This window comes from Corynebacterium callunae (assembly GCF_046592015.1).
GTDB classification, from domain to species: Bacteria; Actinomycetota; Actinomycetes; order Mycobacteriales; family Mycobacteriaceae; genus Corynebacterium; species Corynebacterium callunae_A.
Genome location: NZ_JAWVOB010000011.1, coordinates 47079 through 62124 on the forward strand (window position 1 = coordinate 47079; position 15046 = coordinate 62124).

18 protein-coding genes, 1 tRNA gene and 1 pseudogene are annotated in these 15046 nt (G+C 51.8%); 8 read left to right on the top strand and 12 right to left on the bottom strand.

Features of this window, described 5'->3' with window-relative positions; all coding sequences use genetic code 11:
- Nucleotides 1-45 precede the first annotated feature (45 nt).
- The 4 genes from SFC07_RS11750 (at nucleotide 46) to SFC07_RS11765 (ending at nucleotide 1783) form a co-directional block, all read left to right on the top strand.
- Nucleotides 46-174: a hypothetical protein gene (locus tag SFC07_RS11750; protein WP_411208457.1), complete on the top strand. Its 129-nt coding sequence runs from the start codon at nucleotides 46-48 to the stop codon at nucleotides 172-174.
- Nucleotides 146-616: a DUF4307 domain-containing protein gene (locus tag SFC07_RS11755; protein ID WP_411208459.1), complete on the top strand. Its 471-nt coding sequence runs from the start codon at nucleotides 146-148 to the stop codon at nucleotides 614-616. The genes SFC07_RS11750 and SFC07_RS11755 overlap by 29 nt, the downstream gene beginning before the upstream one ends.
- Before the next feature lie 174 nt (nucleotides 617-790).
- Complete coding sequence (gene greA, locus SFC07_RS11760) at nucleotides 791-1315, top strand: transcription elongation factor GreA (protein ID WP_411208460.1); 525 nt, start codon at nucleotides 791-793, stop codon at nucleotides 1313-1315.
- Between the two features lie 15 nt (nucleotides 1316-1330).
- Nucleotides 1331-1783, top strand: a complete 453-nt coding sequence (locus SFC07_RS11765) for a hypothetical protein (protein WP_411208462.1) — start codon at nucleotides 1331-1333, stop codon at nucleotides 1781-1783.
- A 64-nt stretch (nucleotides 1784-1847) separates the two neighbouring features.
- Here the strand turns inward: SFC07_RS11765 and SFC07_RS11770 are convergent, their stop codons facing one another.
- Entirely contained in the window at nucleotides 1848-2663 is an 816-nt protein-coding gene (locus tag SFC07_RS11770) for a Bax inhibitor-1/YccA family protein (protein WP_411208464.1), read from the bottom strand.
- An 85-nt stretch (nucleotides 2664-2748) separates the two neighbouring features.
- Nucleotides 2749-3711, bottom strand: a complete 963-nt coding sequence (locus tag SFC07_RS11775) for an AraC family transcriptional regulator (protein ID WP_411208465.1) — start codon at nucleotides 3709-3711, stop codon at nucleotides 2749-2751.
- Nucleotides 3712-3993: 282 nt separating this feature from the next.
- On the opposite strand from SFC07_RS11775, the pseudogene SFC07_RS11780 reads away from it, so the two are divergent.
- Nucleotides 3994-4710: pseudogene (locus SFC07_RS11780) on the top strand (SDR family oxidoreductase).
- 158 nt (nucleotides 4711-4868) lie between these two features.
- Here SFC07_RS11780 and SFC07_RS11785 read toward each other — a convergent pair.
- From SFC07_RS11785 to SFC07_RS11820, 8 genes are all read right to left on the bottom strand, one after another.
- Complete coding sequence (locus SFC07_RS11785; RefSeq protein ID WP_411208467.1) at nucleotides 4869-5621, bottom strand: hypothetical protein; 753 nt, start codon at nucleotides 5619-5621, stop codon at nucleotides 4869-4871.
- Nucleotides 5622-5804: 183 nt separating this feature from the next.
- The gene (locus SFC07_RS11790) at nucleotides 5805-6008 is read right to left on the bottom strand and encodes a cold-shock protein (RefSeq protein WP_015650801.1); all 204 of its coding nucleotides are present in this window, start codon (nucleotides 6006-6008) and stop codon (nucleotides 5805-5807) included.
- Between the two features lie 621 nt (nucleotides 6009-6629).
- Nucleotides 6630-6703 (bottom strand) — tRNA-Leu (locus SFC07_RS11795).
- Between the two features lie 121 nt (nucleotides 6704-6824).
- Nucleotides 6825-7781, bottom strand: coding sequence for an exopolyphosphatase (locus SFC07_RS11800; RefSeq protein ID WP_411208469.1), 957 nt, complete (start codon nucleotides 7779-7781; stop codon nucleotides 6825-6827).
- Entirely contained in the window at nucleotides 7781-8335 is a 555-nt protein-coding gene (locus tag SFC07_RS11805; RefSeq protein WP_411208471.1) for a DUF501 domain-containing protein, read from the bottom strand. The genes SFC07_RS11800 and SFC07_RS11805 overlap by 1 nt, the downstream gene beginning before the upstream one ends.
- A gap of 48 nt (nucleotides 8336-8383) precedes the next feature.
- Nucleotides 8384-8935, bottom strand: coding sequence for a septum formation initiator family protein (locus SFC07_RS11810; RefSeq protein WP_411208473.1), 552 nt, complete (start codon nucleotides 8933-8935; stop codon nucleotides 8384-8386).
- Between the two features lie 115 nt (nucleotides 8936-9050).
- Nucleotides 9051-10328 carry a phosphopyruvate hydratase gene (gene eno / locus SFC07_RS11815; protein ID WP_411208475.1) on the bottom strand — a complete coding sequence of 426 codons (1278 nt, stop codon included), beginning with the start codon at nucleotides 10326-10328 and terminating at the stop codon, nucleotides 9051-9053.
- 245 nt (nucleotides 10329-10573) lie between these two features.
- Entirely contained in the window at nucleotides 10574-11362 is a 789-nt protein-coding gene (locus tag SFC07_RS11820) for a lytic transglycosylase domain-containing protein (RefSeq protein ID WP_411208477.1), read from the bottom strand.
- 298 nt (nucleotides 11363-11660) lie between these two features.
- On the opposite strand from SFC07_RS11820, the gene SFC07_RS11825 reads away from it, so the two are divergent.
- Both SFC07_RS11825 and SFC07_RS11830 read left to right on the top strand, forming a co-directional pair.
- On the top strand, nucleotides 11661-12041 hold the full coding sequence (locus SFC07_RS11825; RefSeq protein WP_411208479.1) for a porin: 381 nt from the start codon (nucleotides 11661-11663) through the stop codon (nucleotides 12039-12041).
- A 160-nt stretch (nucleotides 12042-12201) separates the two neighbouring features.
- The gene (locus SFC07_RS11830) at nucleotides 12202-12582 is read left to right on the top strand and encodes a hypothetical protein (protein WP_411208481.1); all 381 of its coding nucleotides are present in this window, start codon (nucleotides 12202-12204) and stop codon (nucleotides 12580-12582) included.
- On the opposite strand, the gene SFC07_RS11835 is transcribed toward SFC07_RS11830, so the two are convergent.
- Together SFC07_RS11835 and SFC07_RS11840 are read right to left on the bottom strand one after the other, a co-directional pair.
- Nucleotides 12562-13152 (bottom strand): MazG nucleotide pyrophosphohydrolase domain-containing protein, encoded by a 591-nt coding sequence (locus SFC07_RS11835; protein ID WP_411208483.1) that lies wholly within the window; start codon nucleotides 13150-13152, stop codon nucleotides 12562-12564. The two genes, SFC07_RS11830 and SFC07_RS11835, sit on opposite strands and share 21 nt — an antisense overlap.
- A gap of 11 nt (nucleotides 13153-13163) precedes the next feature.
- Complete coding sequence (locus tag SFC07_RS11840; RefSeq protein WP_411208485.1) at nucleotides 13164-13364, bottom strand: antitoxin; 201 nt, start codon at nucleotides 13362-13364, stop codon at nucleotides 13164-13166.
- Nucleotides 13365-13455: 91 nt separating this feature from the next.
- Between SFC07_RS11840 and SFC07_RS11845 the strand changes: the two genes are divergently transcribed.
- Nucleotides 13456-14949, top strand: a complete 1494-nt coding sequence (locus tag SFC07_RS11845; RefSeq protein ID WP_411208486.1) for an amino acid permease — start codon at nucleotides 13456-13458, stop codon at nucleotides 14947-14949.
- Nucleotides 14950-15046 lie beyond the last annotated feature (97 nt).

The window sequence follows — 15046 nt, forward strand, 5'->3', positions numbered from 1 at the left end:
CCATGATAACCCTATGTTGGCAGACCCCGGTTATCAGTTTTCACAATGACGACTAATATATTGACTATCCCCACTCTGTGCGCCGAATTATTCGGTGCAACAATTACCATGCACGGCTTTGAAGAGGACGTCGACGAACTTCGCCATGAGCACAAATTCCAACGCTTCATCTAATTCCAAAATTCCACGCGCTCAGCGTCCTGCCAGTAGGTACAATGCTACGGCGGGGAATCCCGGTGGCCGGAATTTAGGTGGTAAAGCCATCGCGGTTATCGCAGTCCTGTTGATCATTGCATTGGTTGTAGCCTTTGCCAGCTATATGAATAAGCGTGAAGCCCAAACTGTATCCGGCCAAATGGGTGCTTTTGAACGCATTGATGATGACACCTTCCGCTTTGAAGTGGACGTCACCCGAGATGATCCCAGCCAAAAGGCATATTGCATTGTAACGGCAAAAGACTACTCACACGCTGAGGTTGGTCGTCGAGAAGTTTTGGTTGAGCCGAGTGAACACTCCACTGTTCGAATCTCCACTCTGATCCCCACTCGTGACATCGCCGTTTCTGGTGGCGTTTATGGATGTTCGACGGTGATTCCTTCACATATGAACTTCTAAAACTTCAAAATTTCACTGTGCTAAAATTTGCAGCAGAAAGCGTACGTTGACATTGTTAGTCGATATCCACGCACATTAAGTGTTTAGGGCCCCGGGGTAAACCGGGGCTTAAATCATGACATGAGCGCAATTGGCTAATGATCCACCTCTACAGTTCCCGGGAGGGTAAACACCATGGCAAGTGCAGAAAAGCAGTACATCACCCCTGAAACCAAGGCAAAGTTGGAAGAAGAGCTCAATGCTCTGATCGCCCACCGCCCAGCCGTAGCTGCAGAAATCAATGAGCGCCGCGAAGAAGGCGACCTGAAGGAAAACGCAGGCTATGACGCAGCCCGTGAAATGCAGGATCAAGAAGAAGCCCGCATTAAGCAGATTTCTGAGGTATTGGCTAACGCTACCACCGAGCGTGAGGGCATCATCGAGGGTGTCGCACACGTCGGCTCTGTGGTCCACGTTTATTATGACGGTGACAAGAGCGACAAGGAAACCTTCCTTATCGGTACCCGCGCTGCCGCTTCTGAGAACCCTGACTTGGAGACTTACTCCGAGCAGTCCCCACTCGGCGCTGCAATCCTGGGTGCTCAGGAGGGTGATACTCGCGAGTACACCGCACCTAATGGTTCGGTTATCTCTGTCACTGTGGTTTCCGCAGAACCTTATAACTCTGAAAAGGCAGCAGTGCTGCGCGACAAGGACTAAGGAATTTATCTAACAATGTCTTCAATTTCCAAGAAGTTTATGGCATCTGCTACTGCAGCTGTGGCTGCTTTGGCTTTGGCAGCTTGTACTCCCCCACACCAGCAAGATTCTGACCAGAAGGTCGCAACCGCAACTGGTGTTGAGGCTCCTACCTCCCACGCCACTGCCAGCACCGTAGCTGTAGCTGCTAATGCCCCTGGCTATATTGACTGCGTTGGCGCTCCTGAGCAGCAGCCTGCAACCATCTCTCTTAACTGCCTCGACAACAGCGAGCAGCTAACCGAGATCAAATGGGAAGCTTGGGGTACCACCTCTGCAACTGGTACCGCTACTCGCGTTGTTACTTCTGCAACCGGTGAAAAGACTGAAACTGCGGATGTAGACGTCGAGCTCTCCTTCCCTACCGAGTCCTCCCAGGGTCTGGTTTTCGCTCAGGTCAGCGTTGACGGTGAAGTTATCACCCTCTAATTTGGCCCAATAAAAAATCCGGTGAATTCCTTTAAGGAACTCACCGGATTTTTGTTTATCTTGATTAATCGTTACGGAAGTAGCTAAGCAAACGCAGGATCTCGGTGTAGAGCCACACCAGAGTAACTGCCAGGCCAAGTGCTACGCCCCATGCCATCTTGGCAGGAACGCCCTGACGGACCATACGGTCCGCTGCATCAAAGTCCGTAAGGAAGCTAAAAGCTGCCAAACCGATGCAGAAGAGGGAGAAGATAATGGCGATGATTCCGCCATCACGTAGCGGGCTGGTGCCAAGGAACATTGCCATGAAGAAGTTACCCAAAGCCAAAACCAGCACACCAATCATCATGGAGGTGAGAATGCGGTTGAACTTTGGAGTGACCTTGATAGCACCGGTCTTATAAACAAAAAGCATGCCGATAAAAACACCGATAGTGCCAAGTACTGCCTGGCCGATCAAAGCATCAGCATCGGAAGCTCCTACGCTAAAGCCCGAGAGCAAAAGGGAGATACCGCCGACAAAGAGGCCTTCAAATACTGCGTAGGTAAGGGTGACAGCTGCAGAGCCGTACTTCTTGCCGAAGGTGCTGATCAGGACGGTAATAAAGCCACCGATTGCACCGATGAGGGTGAGCATCATGCCGAGAGCTGGGTTAAAAAGCCACACACCGAAGGTGACCAAAGCTGAAACGACAATGACCGCGAGAGTGATTCCGGTTTTGGTAATCACGTCATCGACGGTCATGGGGCGCTCTGCAACCTGAGGAGCAGAGTTTTGCTGGTAGACACCACCGAAGTTGTCGTAACCGCCGTATGGGTTTTGGCCATGAGGCCTTTGAGTTTCCTTGAGGGAACTAAAAACGGGATTGCTGCTTCGCAAGAGGGTCCCCGATCCTTTCAGTTGATTTTTTTACTTCATAGAAATCAACGTCGATAGCCGGCTTTTAGTTCCCTCAAACAATTATTTAATGCGCATTTATTGAAAAAGCTGGTCTTTCCACTACACGAAGCTCCAGCCGTTGTTGTTTATGCAGGTTAACCACGCGGTCGAGGTTCATGCCTGCTTCTGCCACGCCGATTGGAACTGGCAACGCGATTGAGCCGGCCGCCACATCAATTCGGGTATGGGTTCCAGCGGGAATTGTGGCCATATCGCCTTGTCCCAGGAATCGGCAATAGCCATCAGTGGTTACTGTTGCGGTTCCACTGTGGATCCACAATTGTTGGTCATTAAGAGCCTCGGCGAAAGTTGTTTGAGCTGGAATATGTGGAGCTCGTCCCACTGTTCCCATGCCGATTTGGGCACTACTAAAAGCTGATGGAGTCGTACCAGTGTGTCGTCGAAAAGCACGCGTTAAGCTGCTGGTCGCCGCAAAGCCAACTAGGTTGGCGGCCACTGCAATGCTGAAGTCGTGGGCCAGCAAGCTGGAGGCGACAAACACGCGCTGAGCAGCGCGCCACTCACTAAAAGACAGTCCTGTGGACTGCAGGAACTGGCGCTGGAGGGTCCGCGCGGACACGCCTTGCTGCGTGGCAAAATCCTCAAGGCTGGTTTGATCGGCCGGGTTGGACGCCAAAACCTGGGCAACTGCGCGCGCTTTACGCGGAGTTGGCAGGGGCGGTGCAGAGATGCGGTCTTGGAAAAGCGCTTTGATTTCCGGGGAGAGCGTGTGCTCGCCGAGGAGGCTCCTGCTGTATTCAAAAATGAGGCGTTCATTCCACGCCTTGCCAAGGTGCATGCGTCGTGCAGGCCCTGTGACAGAGTTATCAGCACAGGTGATCTCCAAAATGAGGGCGGTATCTCGCTCTTGCCAAAAGATGCCGTTGGGAACGTAGAGGAGGTCTCCGGCGACCATCAAGAAACTAGCATCTGCCACGTGGATGGTGGTTGTTCCCGCACTGCACCAAATTAGGCTGGCTGTGTTCATTAGTAATCCTCCTTGACTGCGCCGGATGTTCCGACTCTAACTTCTCAATGTAGGTTACGCTAACCTCACTTCAAATGGAATAGATATTATCGAGACTTTAATGGGCTTTTTGGAATGAGGGCAATGATTTTAGCCACGAATAATTTTTATTGTGGCCCAGCAAAGGTTGGGAATCACGGGAATAGTAGCAGTGACAGTCGAGGAAATAAACTATGACTAGACTCAGTTATGAGGTTAGTCATTATAATTTCCGCAGATAGAACAAGCTAATGGATCTCCATCATGACTTCCCCCACCAACGCCGTTGTCCTTGTCACCGGTGCCAATGGTGGCATTGGCCATCAATTTGTTAAAGTCGCGCTCGCGCGCGGAGCGGCCAAAGTTTATGCCACAGCTCGCTCCCCACGCACTTGGGATGATGAGCGAGTTATCCCTCTACAACTCGATGTGACCAACCCTGACTCCATCAAGGAAGTGGCCGAGCAAGCCTCAGATGTCACGGTCTTGATCAACAATGCGGGTGTTTCAACCCCTTCCACGCGCATTTTGGAGCACACCGACTAAGAGATTCGCAACAGCACCGAAACCAATTTCCTCGGGCCGCTCTTCCCCTCCCGCGCATTTGTGCCAATCCTGGAGAAGAACAGCGGCAATACCGCAATCATCAATATTCACTCAGCACTATCTTGGTACGCCGGTGCTGGTATTTACTCCGCCACTAAGGCCGCTTTGTGGTCTGTCACCAACTCGCTGCGCTTGGACCTGCTTCCTGCCGGCATCCATGTCATGGGTGTGCACATGGGATTTGTTGATACCCCAATGGCTGCGCATGCCGATGCTCCAAAGCTTGCCCCGGAAGACTTGATAAATCAGGTTTTTGATAGCCTTGCTGCCGGCAACTATGAAATTCTTGCTGACTCCACCGCCAAGCATTTCCGAGCTGGCCTATCTGGCGCTTTGGAGGATCTTTACCCACAGCTGGCTAAAAAGGAATCCTAAGGCGAGCAAACCTGCCAGGTTTCCTACTCTTCGACCTGCTTTGATTCCCGCGCGATTCCCTACCCCCGTTCCTAAGAAACCGAAGAATTAGGGAAAAATGACCTCGCCCCACAACTGCTCACAATGCAGCTGCGAGGCTTGGTTATTGGCGGGTGGAGTTACACAGTGTGCATAAAGATTCTCCGCCGAGGATGTACGTCATCCCAGGTCAAAGGCCACTCCCCTTTTAACACAACAAGCTTGGACTTATCATCGAGCTCGTCGGCCTCGAGGTATTCTTCATTGGTTTGAGCATCATCAACAAATATAAAAAATGGGTAATCTTGACCGGCATTATTCACCTTTGCCAAGACCTCCCGCCCCTCCACCGCTTGTTGCTCATCTGGATCAGTGGGCAAATACCGGGAGTAATCATAAGGGATGTCTCGATGGAGCCCGTCAAGAAAATCGGCAGAGCCTTCCAAATCAAACTCCTCCGCAGCTTGGAGTGCGGTTTGTGCCCACGCTAAAGCTTGGGAGGCGGTTACATTTCGACGAACAACAATGCTGAGGCTCTCAACCAGTTTGTTTAGCAATAGGACACGTCGGGTGAAATCTATTTGTGGCCGATCGTCTTGCAAAGCGTCAATGAGCGCATGCGCATTGGCGAGCTCCACATAATATTGCACAGCACCCACCACCTGGTGTGCGCCTGGAAATAATTCGGGTTGTTCTCGGTAATAATGGTGAAGCTGACAAAATGTGGTGATTGATTCCCTCAGCCCATTAATCATGGTCATATGTTGAATATCGATAGCACGATTCTCATGTGGGTGAATTTCAATGGTGATCTCGGTTGTTGCATCGGGGAAATCATAAACCACCGTGACATCGGGATTGAAGTCAAAATCGTCATAATCATCGGAAGACATGCGGGCACTTTCTAGGAATTTAAGGTTTCCCTTTATAGTGCCTTATTACCTGAAATACTGACCTTAACGACTCCTACCAAACTCAGTTAAACCCTAGTTTTATCCCCTGGTCATCCCCCAGGAACGTGAAAAAACCGTCACACCCGAAGGTGTAACGGTTTAGTATGCAATCAAGCCTAAAGCTTAAAGTGCACGAACCTGCTGAGCCTGAGGACCCTTGGCGCCTTCGCCAAGTTCGTACTCAACCTGCTGGTTCTCTTCAAGGCTGCGGAAGCCGCCGCTTTGAATCTCGGAGTAGTGGACGAATACGTCAGCGGATCCGTCGGAAGGAGCGATGAAACCAAAGCCCTTTTCAGCGTTGAACCACTTCACAGTTCCCTGTGCCATTTTAATACCTTATTTCTTAAGAGGTGATGCTATGTGCGTCAGCATGATTCACTGACACCCAGGTCGTTAAAACTCCTCGGCGACCTCAACCTCCGCAGTTACTGCATGATTGTGGAAAACCGGGCGCTCGCGTGTACATCTCTTGCAAGCGCCTAAACACTGCGTATAGAAACCGCGACCATGTTCCAGTGTGCCACAGTTCGACTTCGATTGATAGTGCAACGGCGTGATTGCTTTAAAAAGCCCAGGTCTCACCGCCACTTATTTCACCCCCGGCCAACGATTCACACTTGCATTACCCCACCTTGACCAGGCATTTCCCATCTACCCGGAAAATGCGTTACTTCCCAGCCCCGCTCTAGAATTAACTTAAGACTTTTTGCAATCTTGAATAGATTGAGCAAGCGCAGCCTCATAAATAAAGTGAAAACTGCAATTAATGCTTTTAAACCAGCGTCCTGCAACGTCCCCCAACGCAGCCCAACACGGCAAGTCCCCTCAAGACAGCCCAGCTCGGCAAGTCCCCCAACGCCGCGAAACAATAAACTGACACAAAAAAGACACTATTTCGGCCTTTAAGCCAAAATAGTGTCTATTTACCAGCGTTTCCGCTGGTCATTGTGCCCCCAGTGGGACTCGAACCCACACTGTATTGATTTTAAGTCAACCGCCTCTGCCGATTGGGCTATGGGGGCGAAGGCCTCTTAAAGAAACCTCCGGTAAGTGCCAAACCGAGGTTTAAGACACTTGAACATCATAGAACATAGTGCCATAAACCTCGGAATTGGGGTCGGGAATTAATTCCAAGAACCCAAATTAGAGGACCTGATCTACCAATCCCAGAATGAGACCATCGAGAATGTCTTTTTCAGAGATCACGATGGAATTGGCCCCAGCTTCTTCAGCTGCAAGTTTGATCGTCGCCTGCACTACAACAGAGCCACCGCCAATCACGTCCGCGCGTCCAATATCTACTACTGGATTGCTGGCGCGCTGCGCTGAGGATTCTGAAATAATCTCATCGGTTACCACCCGGAGGGCATCAAAATTGAGCACTGACAGGTGAATCGCGTTGCGGTCATAGCTTTCGAGCCCTTGTACCCATGCCGAGATGGTGGTGAAGGTGCCGGCGCAGCCCACAAAGGTACGGGCTTTGGAGATGGGAACAATCTTTTTGACGTCCTCAATGCGCTCAGCCACATAGTCGCGGGCGATTTCCACCTCGGTTGCAGTGGGAGGATCGCTACGCATAATGCGCTCAGTAAGTCGTACACAGCCCATTTGAGCTGAGTGTGAACCTAGAATTTCTCCATTGTGCTCACCGACAATAAATTCGGTGGATCCGCCACCCAGGTCGATCACACAGAATGGACCATCTTCAGCTGGCAAGTCGGCCACTGCACCGCGGAAGGACAGCGCAGCCTCTTCCTCCCCACTAATAACCTCGGCTTGAGCACCGGGTTGAATTCGAGAAAGCAGCTCTCGGGTCATATCAAAGAATTCTTCGCGGTTGGAAGCATCGCGGGTGGCTGAGGTGGCAACCATGCGTACGGTTTTAACGCCAAATTCCTCCATCACCTGGACGTATTCCTCGAGTGCAACACGAGTGCGTGCAATGGACTCGGGATCAAGTTGTCCCGTAGCGTCAACGCCCTTGCCCAAGCGCACAATTTTATTGTCGCGGGTTAGTTCTTGAAGTCCATCAGCGGTGAGCTCAGAAATCAAAAGGCGAATGGAGTTGGTTCCGCAATCCACGGCAGCAAATCGCGTCATTAAACGCCACCTGCTCGGGAGAAATCAAACTCAGTGATATCAATTCCGAGTTCTTCCAAAGTTGGCCAATCTGCAGGAATGGCGGTGCCACGCAAGTCTGCGTGTTCTGCAGCCAAGGCAACTGCTTCAGTTCCCAGACGGAAGTGATCCGGGCCTTCGGCAAGTGCGTAGGCGATGAGGACGTGCAAGCACTTCACACGATCAGGCATGCCGCCACCGGAGAAATCGGTGCCAAGATCTTCAATGGCATTGCGCTTGGCTAGGTAATGCTCATGGGCGCGCTGGTAATCGGCACGCAGCTCAGCATCTGTTGCCAGACGATCAGTCATCCACTTCATAATCAAAGCGACCTCAAGGCGGGACGCTTCGGTGGTGAGACGAGGATCGGTTAAGTAATACAGCGTTGGGAAAGGGGTGCCGTCGTCAAGCTTAGGGGCGGTCATAACTACGCCGGGGACACCGTCTGGGCTGCGGTAGGAAATATCAAGGACGCCACGTGGCGCCCTTCCTAGCTGCTCTTCGACAGCTTTTAAATCTGCATCAGTAACACTCATGTTATCTATTCTGTCATGAGTTTAGGCTGACGTCCCTATCGATGTTTCCTATTGCGTAGGTGTCTCAATCACAGGTGTCTCCACGACAGCGGTCTCAGGGACATCTACTGGTGGTGGCGGAGCGATCTCGCCCTCCCCTACTGCCTCGGGCTCAGTAACGGAATCCCAGAGGTTTTCATACCAGGGTCCGAGCGGTTCAGCTTCGGTGCCATCAGAGGTCACAGAGGTATCTGATTCCAGCGCAGGATCCAAAATCCTAAAGGCCGTTTCCCCTGGTTCAACAACGCCTAAGCGCAGGCGGGCTTGTTCGCGGATATAGGCCTCAGACTGATAACGCTCCAGGTCAGACTCCAACTGCGCAATCTGCTGTTGTTTGGCTTCAATGGAAGCCTGAGTATGCGCGATGTCAGAACGAAGCTGAAAATAGTTGCGCACGGGGATCGCAATAACAAAAAGGATTACCAGGACCGCAAGCGCTAGTGCTGCTAATCCCATTGCTCCCAATCTAAAGGGTGCGCGAGCTGCAGAAACCGTCTCTGACGGCCGTTCTCTGCTGGAGACAGGAACGATTCCTTTATGAGACTTCTTCTGCTTTGCCATAACCCTTGATCTTAGTCATAACACCCAAAAAGGTGCTTTTCGACGCCCTAACGCGCCCAAAACCCCAGCAACCAGGGAGGCTGCTGGGGCGTGGAGTGTGGCGTCGAAAAGCGTATTAGCCCTGGAAACGTGGGAATGCGCTGCGACCTGCATAAACTGCAGCGTCGCCGAGCAGCTGCTCGATGCGCAGCAACTGGTTGTACTTAGCAACACGGTCGGAACGAGCTGGGGCACCGGTCTTGATCTGGCCACAGTTCAGTGCAACTGCGAGGTCAGCAATGGTGGTGTCCTCGGTCTCGCCGGAACGGTGGGACATCATGGTGCGGTAGCCGTTGCGGTGAGCCAGTTCAACAGCGTCGAAGGTCTCGGTCAGGGTACCAATTTGGTTAACCTTAACGAGCAGTGCGTTAGCAGCCTTCTTGTTGATGCCTTCCTGCAGACGCTCAGGGTTGGTTACGAAGAAGTCGTCACCAACGATCTGAACCTTGTCGCCGATCTGAGCGGTGAGGTTGGTGTAACCCTCCCAATCATCTTCCTGCAGTGGATCCTCGATGGAAACGATTGGGTATGCAGCTACGAGCTCTGCGTAAACGTTAGCCATCTCTTCTGCGGTGTGCTCGCCACCCTCGAAGTGGTACTTGCCATCCTTGAAGAACTCAGAGGAAGCAACGTCAAGAGCAAGAGCGATGTCCTTGCCTGGGGTGAAGCCAGCCTTCTCGATTGCTTCAACGATCAGGTCAAGTGCCTCACGGGTGGAGCCAACGGAAGGTGCAAATCCACCCTCGTCGCCCAGGCCGGTGGACAGGCCCTTTGCCTTAATAACGGACTTAAGAACGTGGTAAACCTCAGCACCCTGACGCAGCGCCTCAGCGAAGGTCTCAGCACCGATTGGAGCGATCATGAATTCCTGTACGTCAACGCCGGAGTCAGCGTGTGCACCACCGTTGATGATGTTCATCATTGGAACTGGCAGGACGTGTGCGTTTGGTCCGCCGATGTAGCGGAAGAGTGGCAGGCCAGCGGAGTCTGCTGCAGCCTTTGCCACTGCCATGGAAACACCAAGGATGGCGTTTGCGCCGAGGCGGGACTTGTTTGCAGTGCCATCCAGCTTGATGAGGGCATCGTCGATAAGACGCTGATCGTCTGCTTCGAGGCCTGCGAGCTCGTCGCCGATCTCTTCGTTAACGTTCTCTACAGCCTTGAGAACGCCCTTGCCCTGGTAGCGATCGCCACCGTCACGCAGCTCGTGAGCCTCATGGACACCGGTTGAGGCGCCGGAAGGAACACCTGCGACACCGTGGGATCCATCATCCAGGAAAACCTCTGCCTCTACGGTTGGGTTTCCTCGGGAATCGAGAATTTCGCGAGCGAATACGTGCATGATTTCAGCCACTGTGGCCTCCTATGCCATCTTGGGAGCTATCCAGAATTTTTTACGTAAATGAAAGTTTCCAACCATAAAGGCAAGGCTTTCAATCACGTCTGTTTCCAATTGTTGCATGAATCTCGTTTTGATGACGCAATGACATGGATTTTGTGGAGAATAACACCCCTTTTCCTGCCCATTTATGTCCGAATCAACATGATCCAACATTTTCCCAGCGGAGATGGCGGTCGAAAAACTGTGTTTTTATGGTTTTAGATTGCTGGCTGTCGCAAGGCGTAGGATGCCGCGGCGTCGCGGACGTCAAGCAGGTACTGATTAGACATGTTGTAGGAATGCACCGCTGTGGTCCAGCCCTCAGGTGTGGAAAGGTCTCCCCCGGCTGAACACAGAAGGTTGGCAGCACTTAGGGCGGCGTCATCAATCTGGTTGGGATTAGCTTCACCGTCGCCATTGGCATCAAGCCCTAAACGCGCCCAGGATTCCGGAATAAATTGCATCGGCCCCACGGCGCGATCAAATTGCGTATCGCCATCCCACTTTCCGCCATCAGAATCAGGGATTTCTGCCAATCCGGGGGAGCCATCAAGTGGTACACCTACAATGGGAGGATCGGCATAACCATTTTCATCAAGCGAACTGCCGCCAAAAAGCTTGCCATTGTAGGTTCCGTGGCGGGTTTCTATTTGTCCAATTCCAGCAAGAGTGGTCCATGCAATGTTGCAATTTGGCCAAAGTTTTCTTGCCACCAATTCGGCATTTCCATAAGCCATGAGTGCTTGTGGCGAGATTCCAGTGTCGATTGCGATCGGCTCAGCCCAAAAACCTAGATGCTGAGAGGTTCGCCCCGCGGCCTCAATATCAATTTCTGGAACCACTTCACCGCGCGCCGGTGGAACGTCTGCGGGAATCTGCTCCAATTGTCGGCTGGGGGCGACGTTATCCATCAAACTTAGGGCCCAGCCAACAAAAGAGATCACTATGACCACTGCTAACACTGCACTGCAGCCACATCCCAATGTCTTCTGAAGGCCTGAACTCATGAGATTCGATAGTACCGATTGTGTGCCCAAGTCTGGCATTCTCAGCTTTTTCGGCGACCATCCAATGTTAGAAAAAGCTGAGATTTTCTAAGTTTATAATTAAATTCTTTCAGAATTACAGGATCTAGGAAGCTCACATAACCCCCAACCACGCCCCCTAAAACCACCAAATTTAGGCTTTTATATACATATATATTAACCTAATGGGAGATAAATTTTTTCAAAGGACTTTATTATAATTGCCTTAAACGTTCCGACATTCTTAATTGAATGTCCCTAGTTTAAGGAGATAATCACCGTGAAGATTTCACGTCGTTTTGCCATTGCCGGAGCTTCTGCTGGACTCGCTATTGCAGCAATGGCCGCACCAGCATCTGCCGTTGACTTTGCAAGCATGTCCTCCATCAACAAGACTCTTGACGATCGTTACAACTGGATCCCATGTGGCGCTTTGGAAGTCGCGCTCTCTGAGGGTGGCGTCCTGGAAGAAGGCCAGTACAACCGCGAGCTCGCAGAAGCTATCACCGCTAAGGGCGAAGGCTGGCTGACCGCTCAGTACCCACAGGTTGGCGCCTGGAATGCAGATCAAGCAGCAGCCATCGCAGACCACGCTCAGGTTTGTGGCCTGGTCAAGGAAGATACCTACATCTCTGAGCTAACCTCCACCCTTTCCTCTTAATTTTCTCGTGCTGCGGGGGCAACCCCAGTAGCATCAATGAAAACAAACGCCACACCAGTCACATCTTTAACGTAAGATTCTGACTATTGTGGCGTTTGTCATCTTTTGTGATGCCTGCCCAAAAACCTCAGAAATATCTCAGAGCCATTAAGGAACAATCATGAAAAAGCTACGTCTTGCCACCATCGCAGCTGCATCTATCGCACTCACCGCTGGCCTTACCCCAGCCGCTTCCGCTCAAGACTTCAGTGTTATCAATGAAGCAATTGATAACTTCGATTGCCAGATCCTCGAGACCGCTATCTACCAGTCTGGGCTGGCAAATGCAGAGTCCACTCGCTCCGAACTAGCTTCCACCCTTCGCACTTCCGCTGCCGTAGATCAGCTTCCTTCCCCAATGAACCTGGTTGCAGCTGCGTACTCGGAGCGCATTGCCAACCGCGCTCTAACCTGTGGCATCGTGCAGGAAGATCCTCAGGATTTCATGACCCAACTGCAGGTTTTGTCTTCAAACCTCTCCTCAAGCTTTATCCTTGGCTAATTTTTCCTGAGCCTTGCCCAGCGCCCACAATCTTTCCTGCTCTGCTTCAGTAACAATTCCGGTGGAACCATCAAACAGGTAGGGCGCACGCGAACGCATCTTGGCCACAAAACTCGCCGCCACATCGGATAGCTCAAACTGTCCGCGCCTGTCGGCGATTTCTGCATGAAAAAGCACCTGCAAAAACACATCGCCTAATTCTTTGCGGATTTCCTCATCATTGCCACTGCGAATCGCCTCAATAAATTCCTCAGATTCTTCCCGCAGATAAGGAATCAAACTCTCATGAGTTTGCCTTCTTTCCCAATCACCGCGGCCTACAGCCGCCTGCATGACCCTGACCGCCTCCACCACTGGGTGCGGGCGGGCGTCGAAAAGCACCTCGGGGCGTCCGTGGTTGGGGTTGGCAGTAATAAACCAGGGGGCGCTTTTCGACGTTTTGATGCCCCAGGTGGAAAGGTCGAGGGAAAGATCTGGGTCTATTTCAACCGCTTCACCCCGCCCCAACACCGCTTCCAAAAAGGATACGGGCAGGACGGGGTGAGTAGGATCAATCAAAATGACAGTCATAACTGTCCAGATTAGTTGGCAGGATCCTCGGTGGTTCCGATGCGATCATCAGCCATGTCACGCACGCGGTTAATCTGCTCAGCCTTGTCTTCGCCAAAACGGCCTGCAGCAGCTTCTGCAACCTTGTCTAGCAGCTGGTCGGACTTTTCCTCGCCCGCCTCAGAGTTGAGGAATTCAGCTGCCTTATCTTTTGCGCTATCAAAAATCCCCATGAAGGTTCCTATCTAACTAGCTATGTGAGGTCTTGTGGATCCGAGAATACGCCAATTTAGCTTCCTTGGGCTGGTCGATTAAGTTAGTTAGGTGCACAATCAAACTGAAACCGGAACTGCAGCCACCAGCCAAACAGTTTCTATGCGAACACTCATCGCATTAATTATTGGATCAACAGTCGGTGCCGGAATCTTTTCCCTACCCCAAAATATTGGTTCCGTTGCTGGCCCCGGCGCGATGCTCATCGGATGGGTCATCGCCGGCGTAGGCATGTTGTCCGTGGCCTTCGTCTTTCACGTCCTTGCCCGCCGCAAGCCCAACCTCGACTCTGGCGTTTATGCCTATGCCCGCGTGGGCTTGGGTGACTTTGTCGGCTTTTCCTCCGCCTGGGGATATTGGCTGGGTTCGGTCATCGCCCAGGTTGGATATGCCACCCTATTCTTCTCCACGCTGGGCCACTATGTTCCACTCTTTTCCGGTGACCACCCTATTGTCCTAGCAATTGCAGTTAGCCTTTTGACCTGGCTGGTTTTCGCTGTGGTTGCCCGCGGTGTGACCCAAGCTGCCTTCCTAACCACACTGACCACCGTGGTAAAAATCCTGCCTCTGCTCTGCTTTATCATTTTGGTTGCTTTCCTCGGCTTTAGCTGGGATAAGTTCACCATCGATTTTTGGGCTACCGATGGCAGCATCGGCAGTGTCTTTGAGCAGGTCCGCGGCATCATGGTTTATACCGTCTGGGTCTTTATTGGCGTGGAAGGTGCCTCCGTTTATTCCCGTCAGGCGCGTTCCCGCAATGATGTCAGCCGTGCGACAGTCCTGGGCTTTGTTGCCGTGCTACTCCTGCTGGTTTCGATTTCTTCCCTGAGCTTCGGTGTGCTTACCCAAGCAGAATTGGCAGCTCTTCCCGACAACTCCATGGCTTCTGTCTTGGAAGCAGTAGTTGGCCCTTGGGGCGCAGCGTTGATCTCTGCAGGTCTATGTCTATCAGTGCTGGGTGCCTATGTGTCCTGGCAGATGCTTTGTGCGGAACCCCTGGCCATGATGGCCATGGATGGCCTTATTCCCCGCAAGATTGGTTCCATTAATAGCCGAGGTGCCGCGTGGATGGCTCAGCTGATTTCCACCATTGTGATCCAGCTTTTTATTGTGGTGTTCTTCCTCAATGAAACCACTTACGTATCCATGGTGCAGCTAGCTACCAACCTTTACCTCGTGCCTTATCTTTTCTCCGCGATCTACTTGGTGCTTTTGGCAACGCGTGGCAAGGGACTTACCCACCCACATGCAGGCACTCGTTTTGATGATTCCGGCCCCGAGATTCCCGCTGCGGAAAACCGCAAGCACCTTATTATTGGCGTGATCGCAACTGTTTATTCGCTGTGGCTGTTTTATGCCGCCGATCCCCAATATGTCCTCTTTGGCGCAATGGCTTTGTTGCCAGGTTTGATCCCTTATGTGTGGACTCGCCTGTACCGAAAAGAGAAAGTGTTTAATACCTTCGAATGGGGTGTGGTTGTGGTGTTGGTTATTGCTGCTGCATCCGGCGCAATCGGACTGTTGAACGGCACTCTCAGCCTTTAAGCTTTCTCACAAGTTTTTGCCACATTACTCAGAGAAAAAATTCTCTGAGCTCATATTAATACTGCAGGCAACAGCACAAATTCAGAGCATAATTACG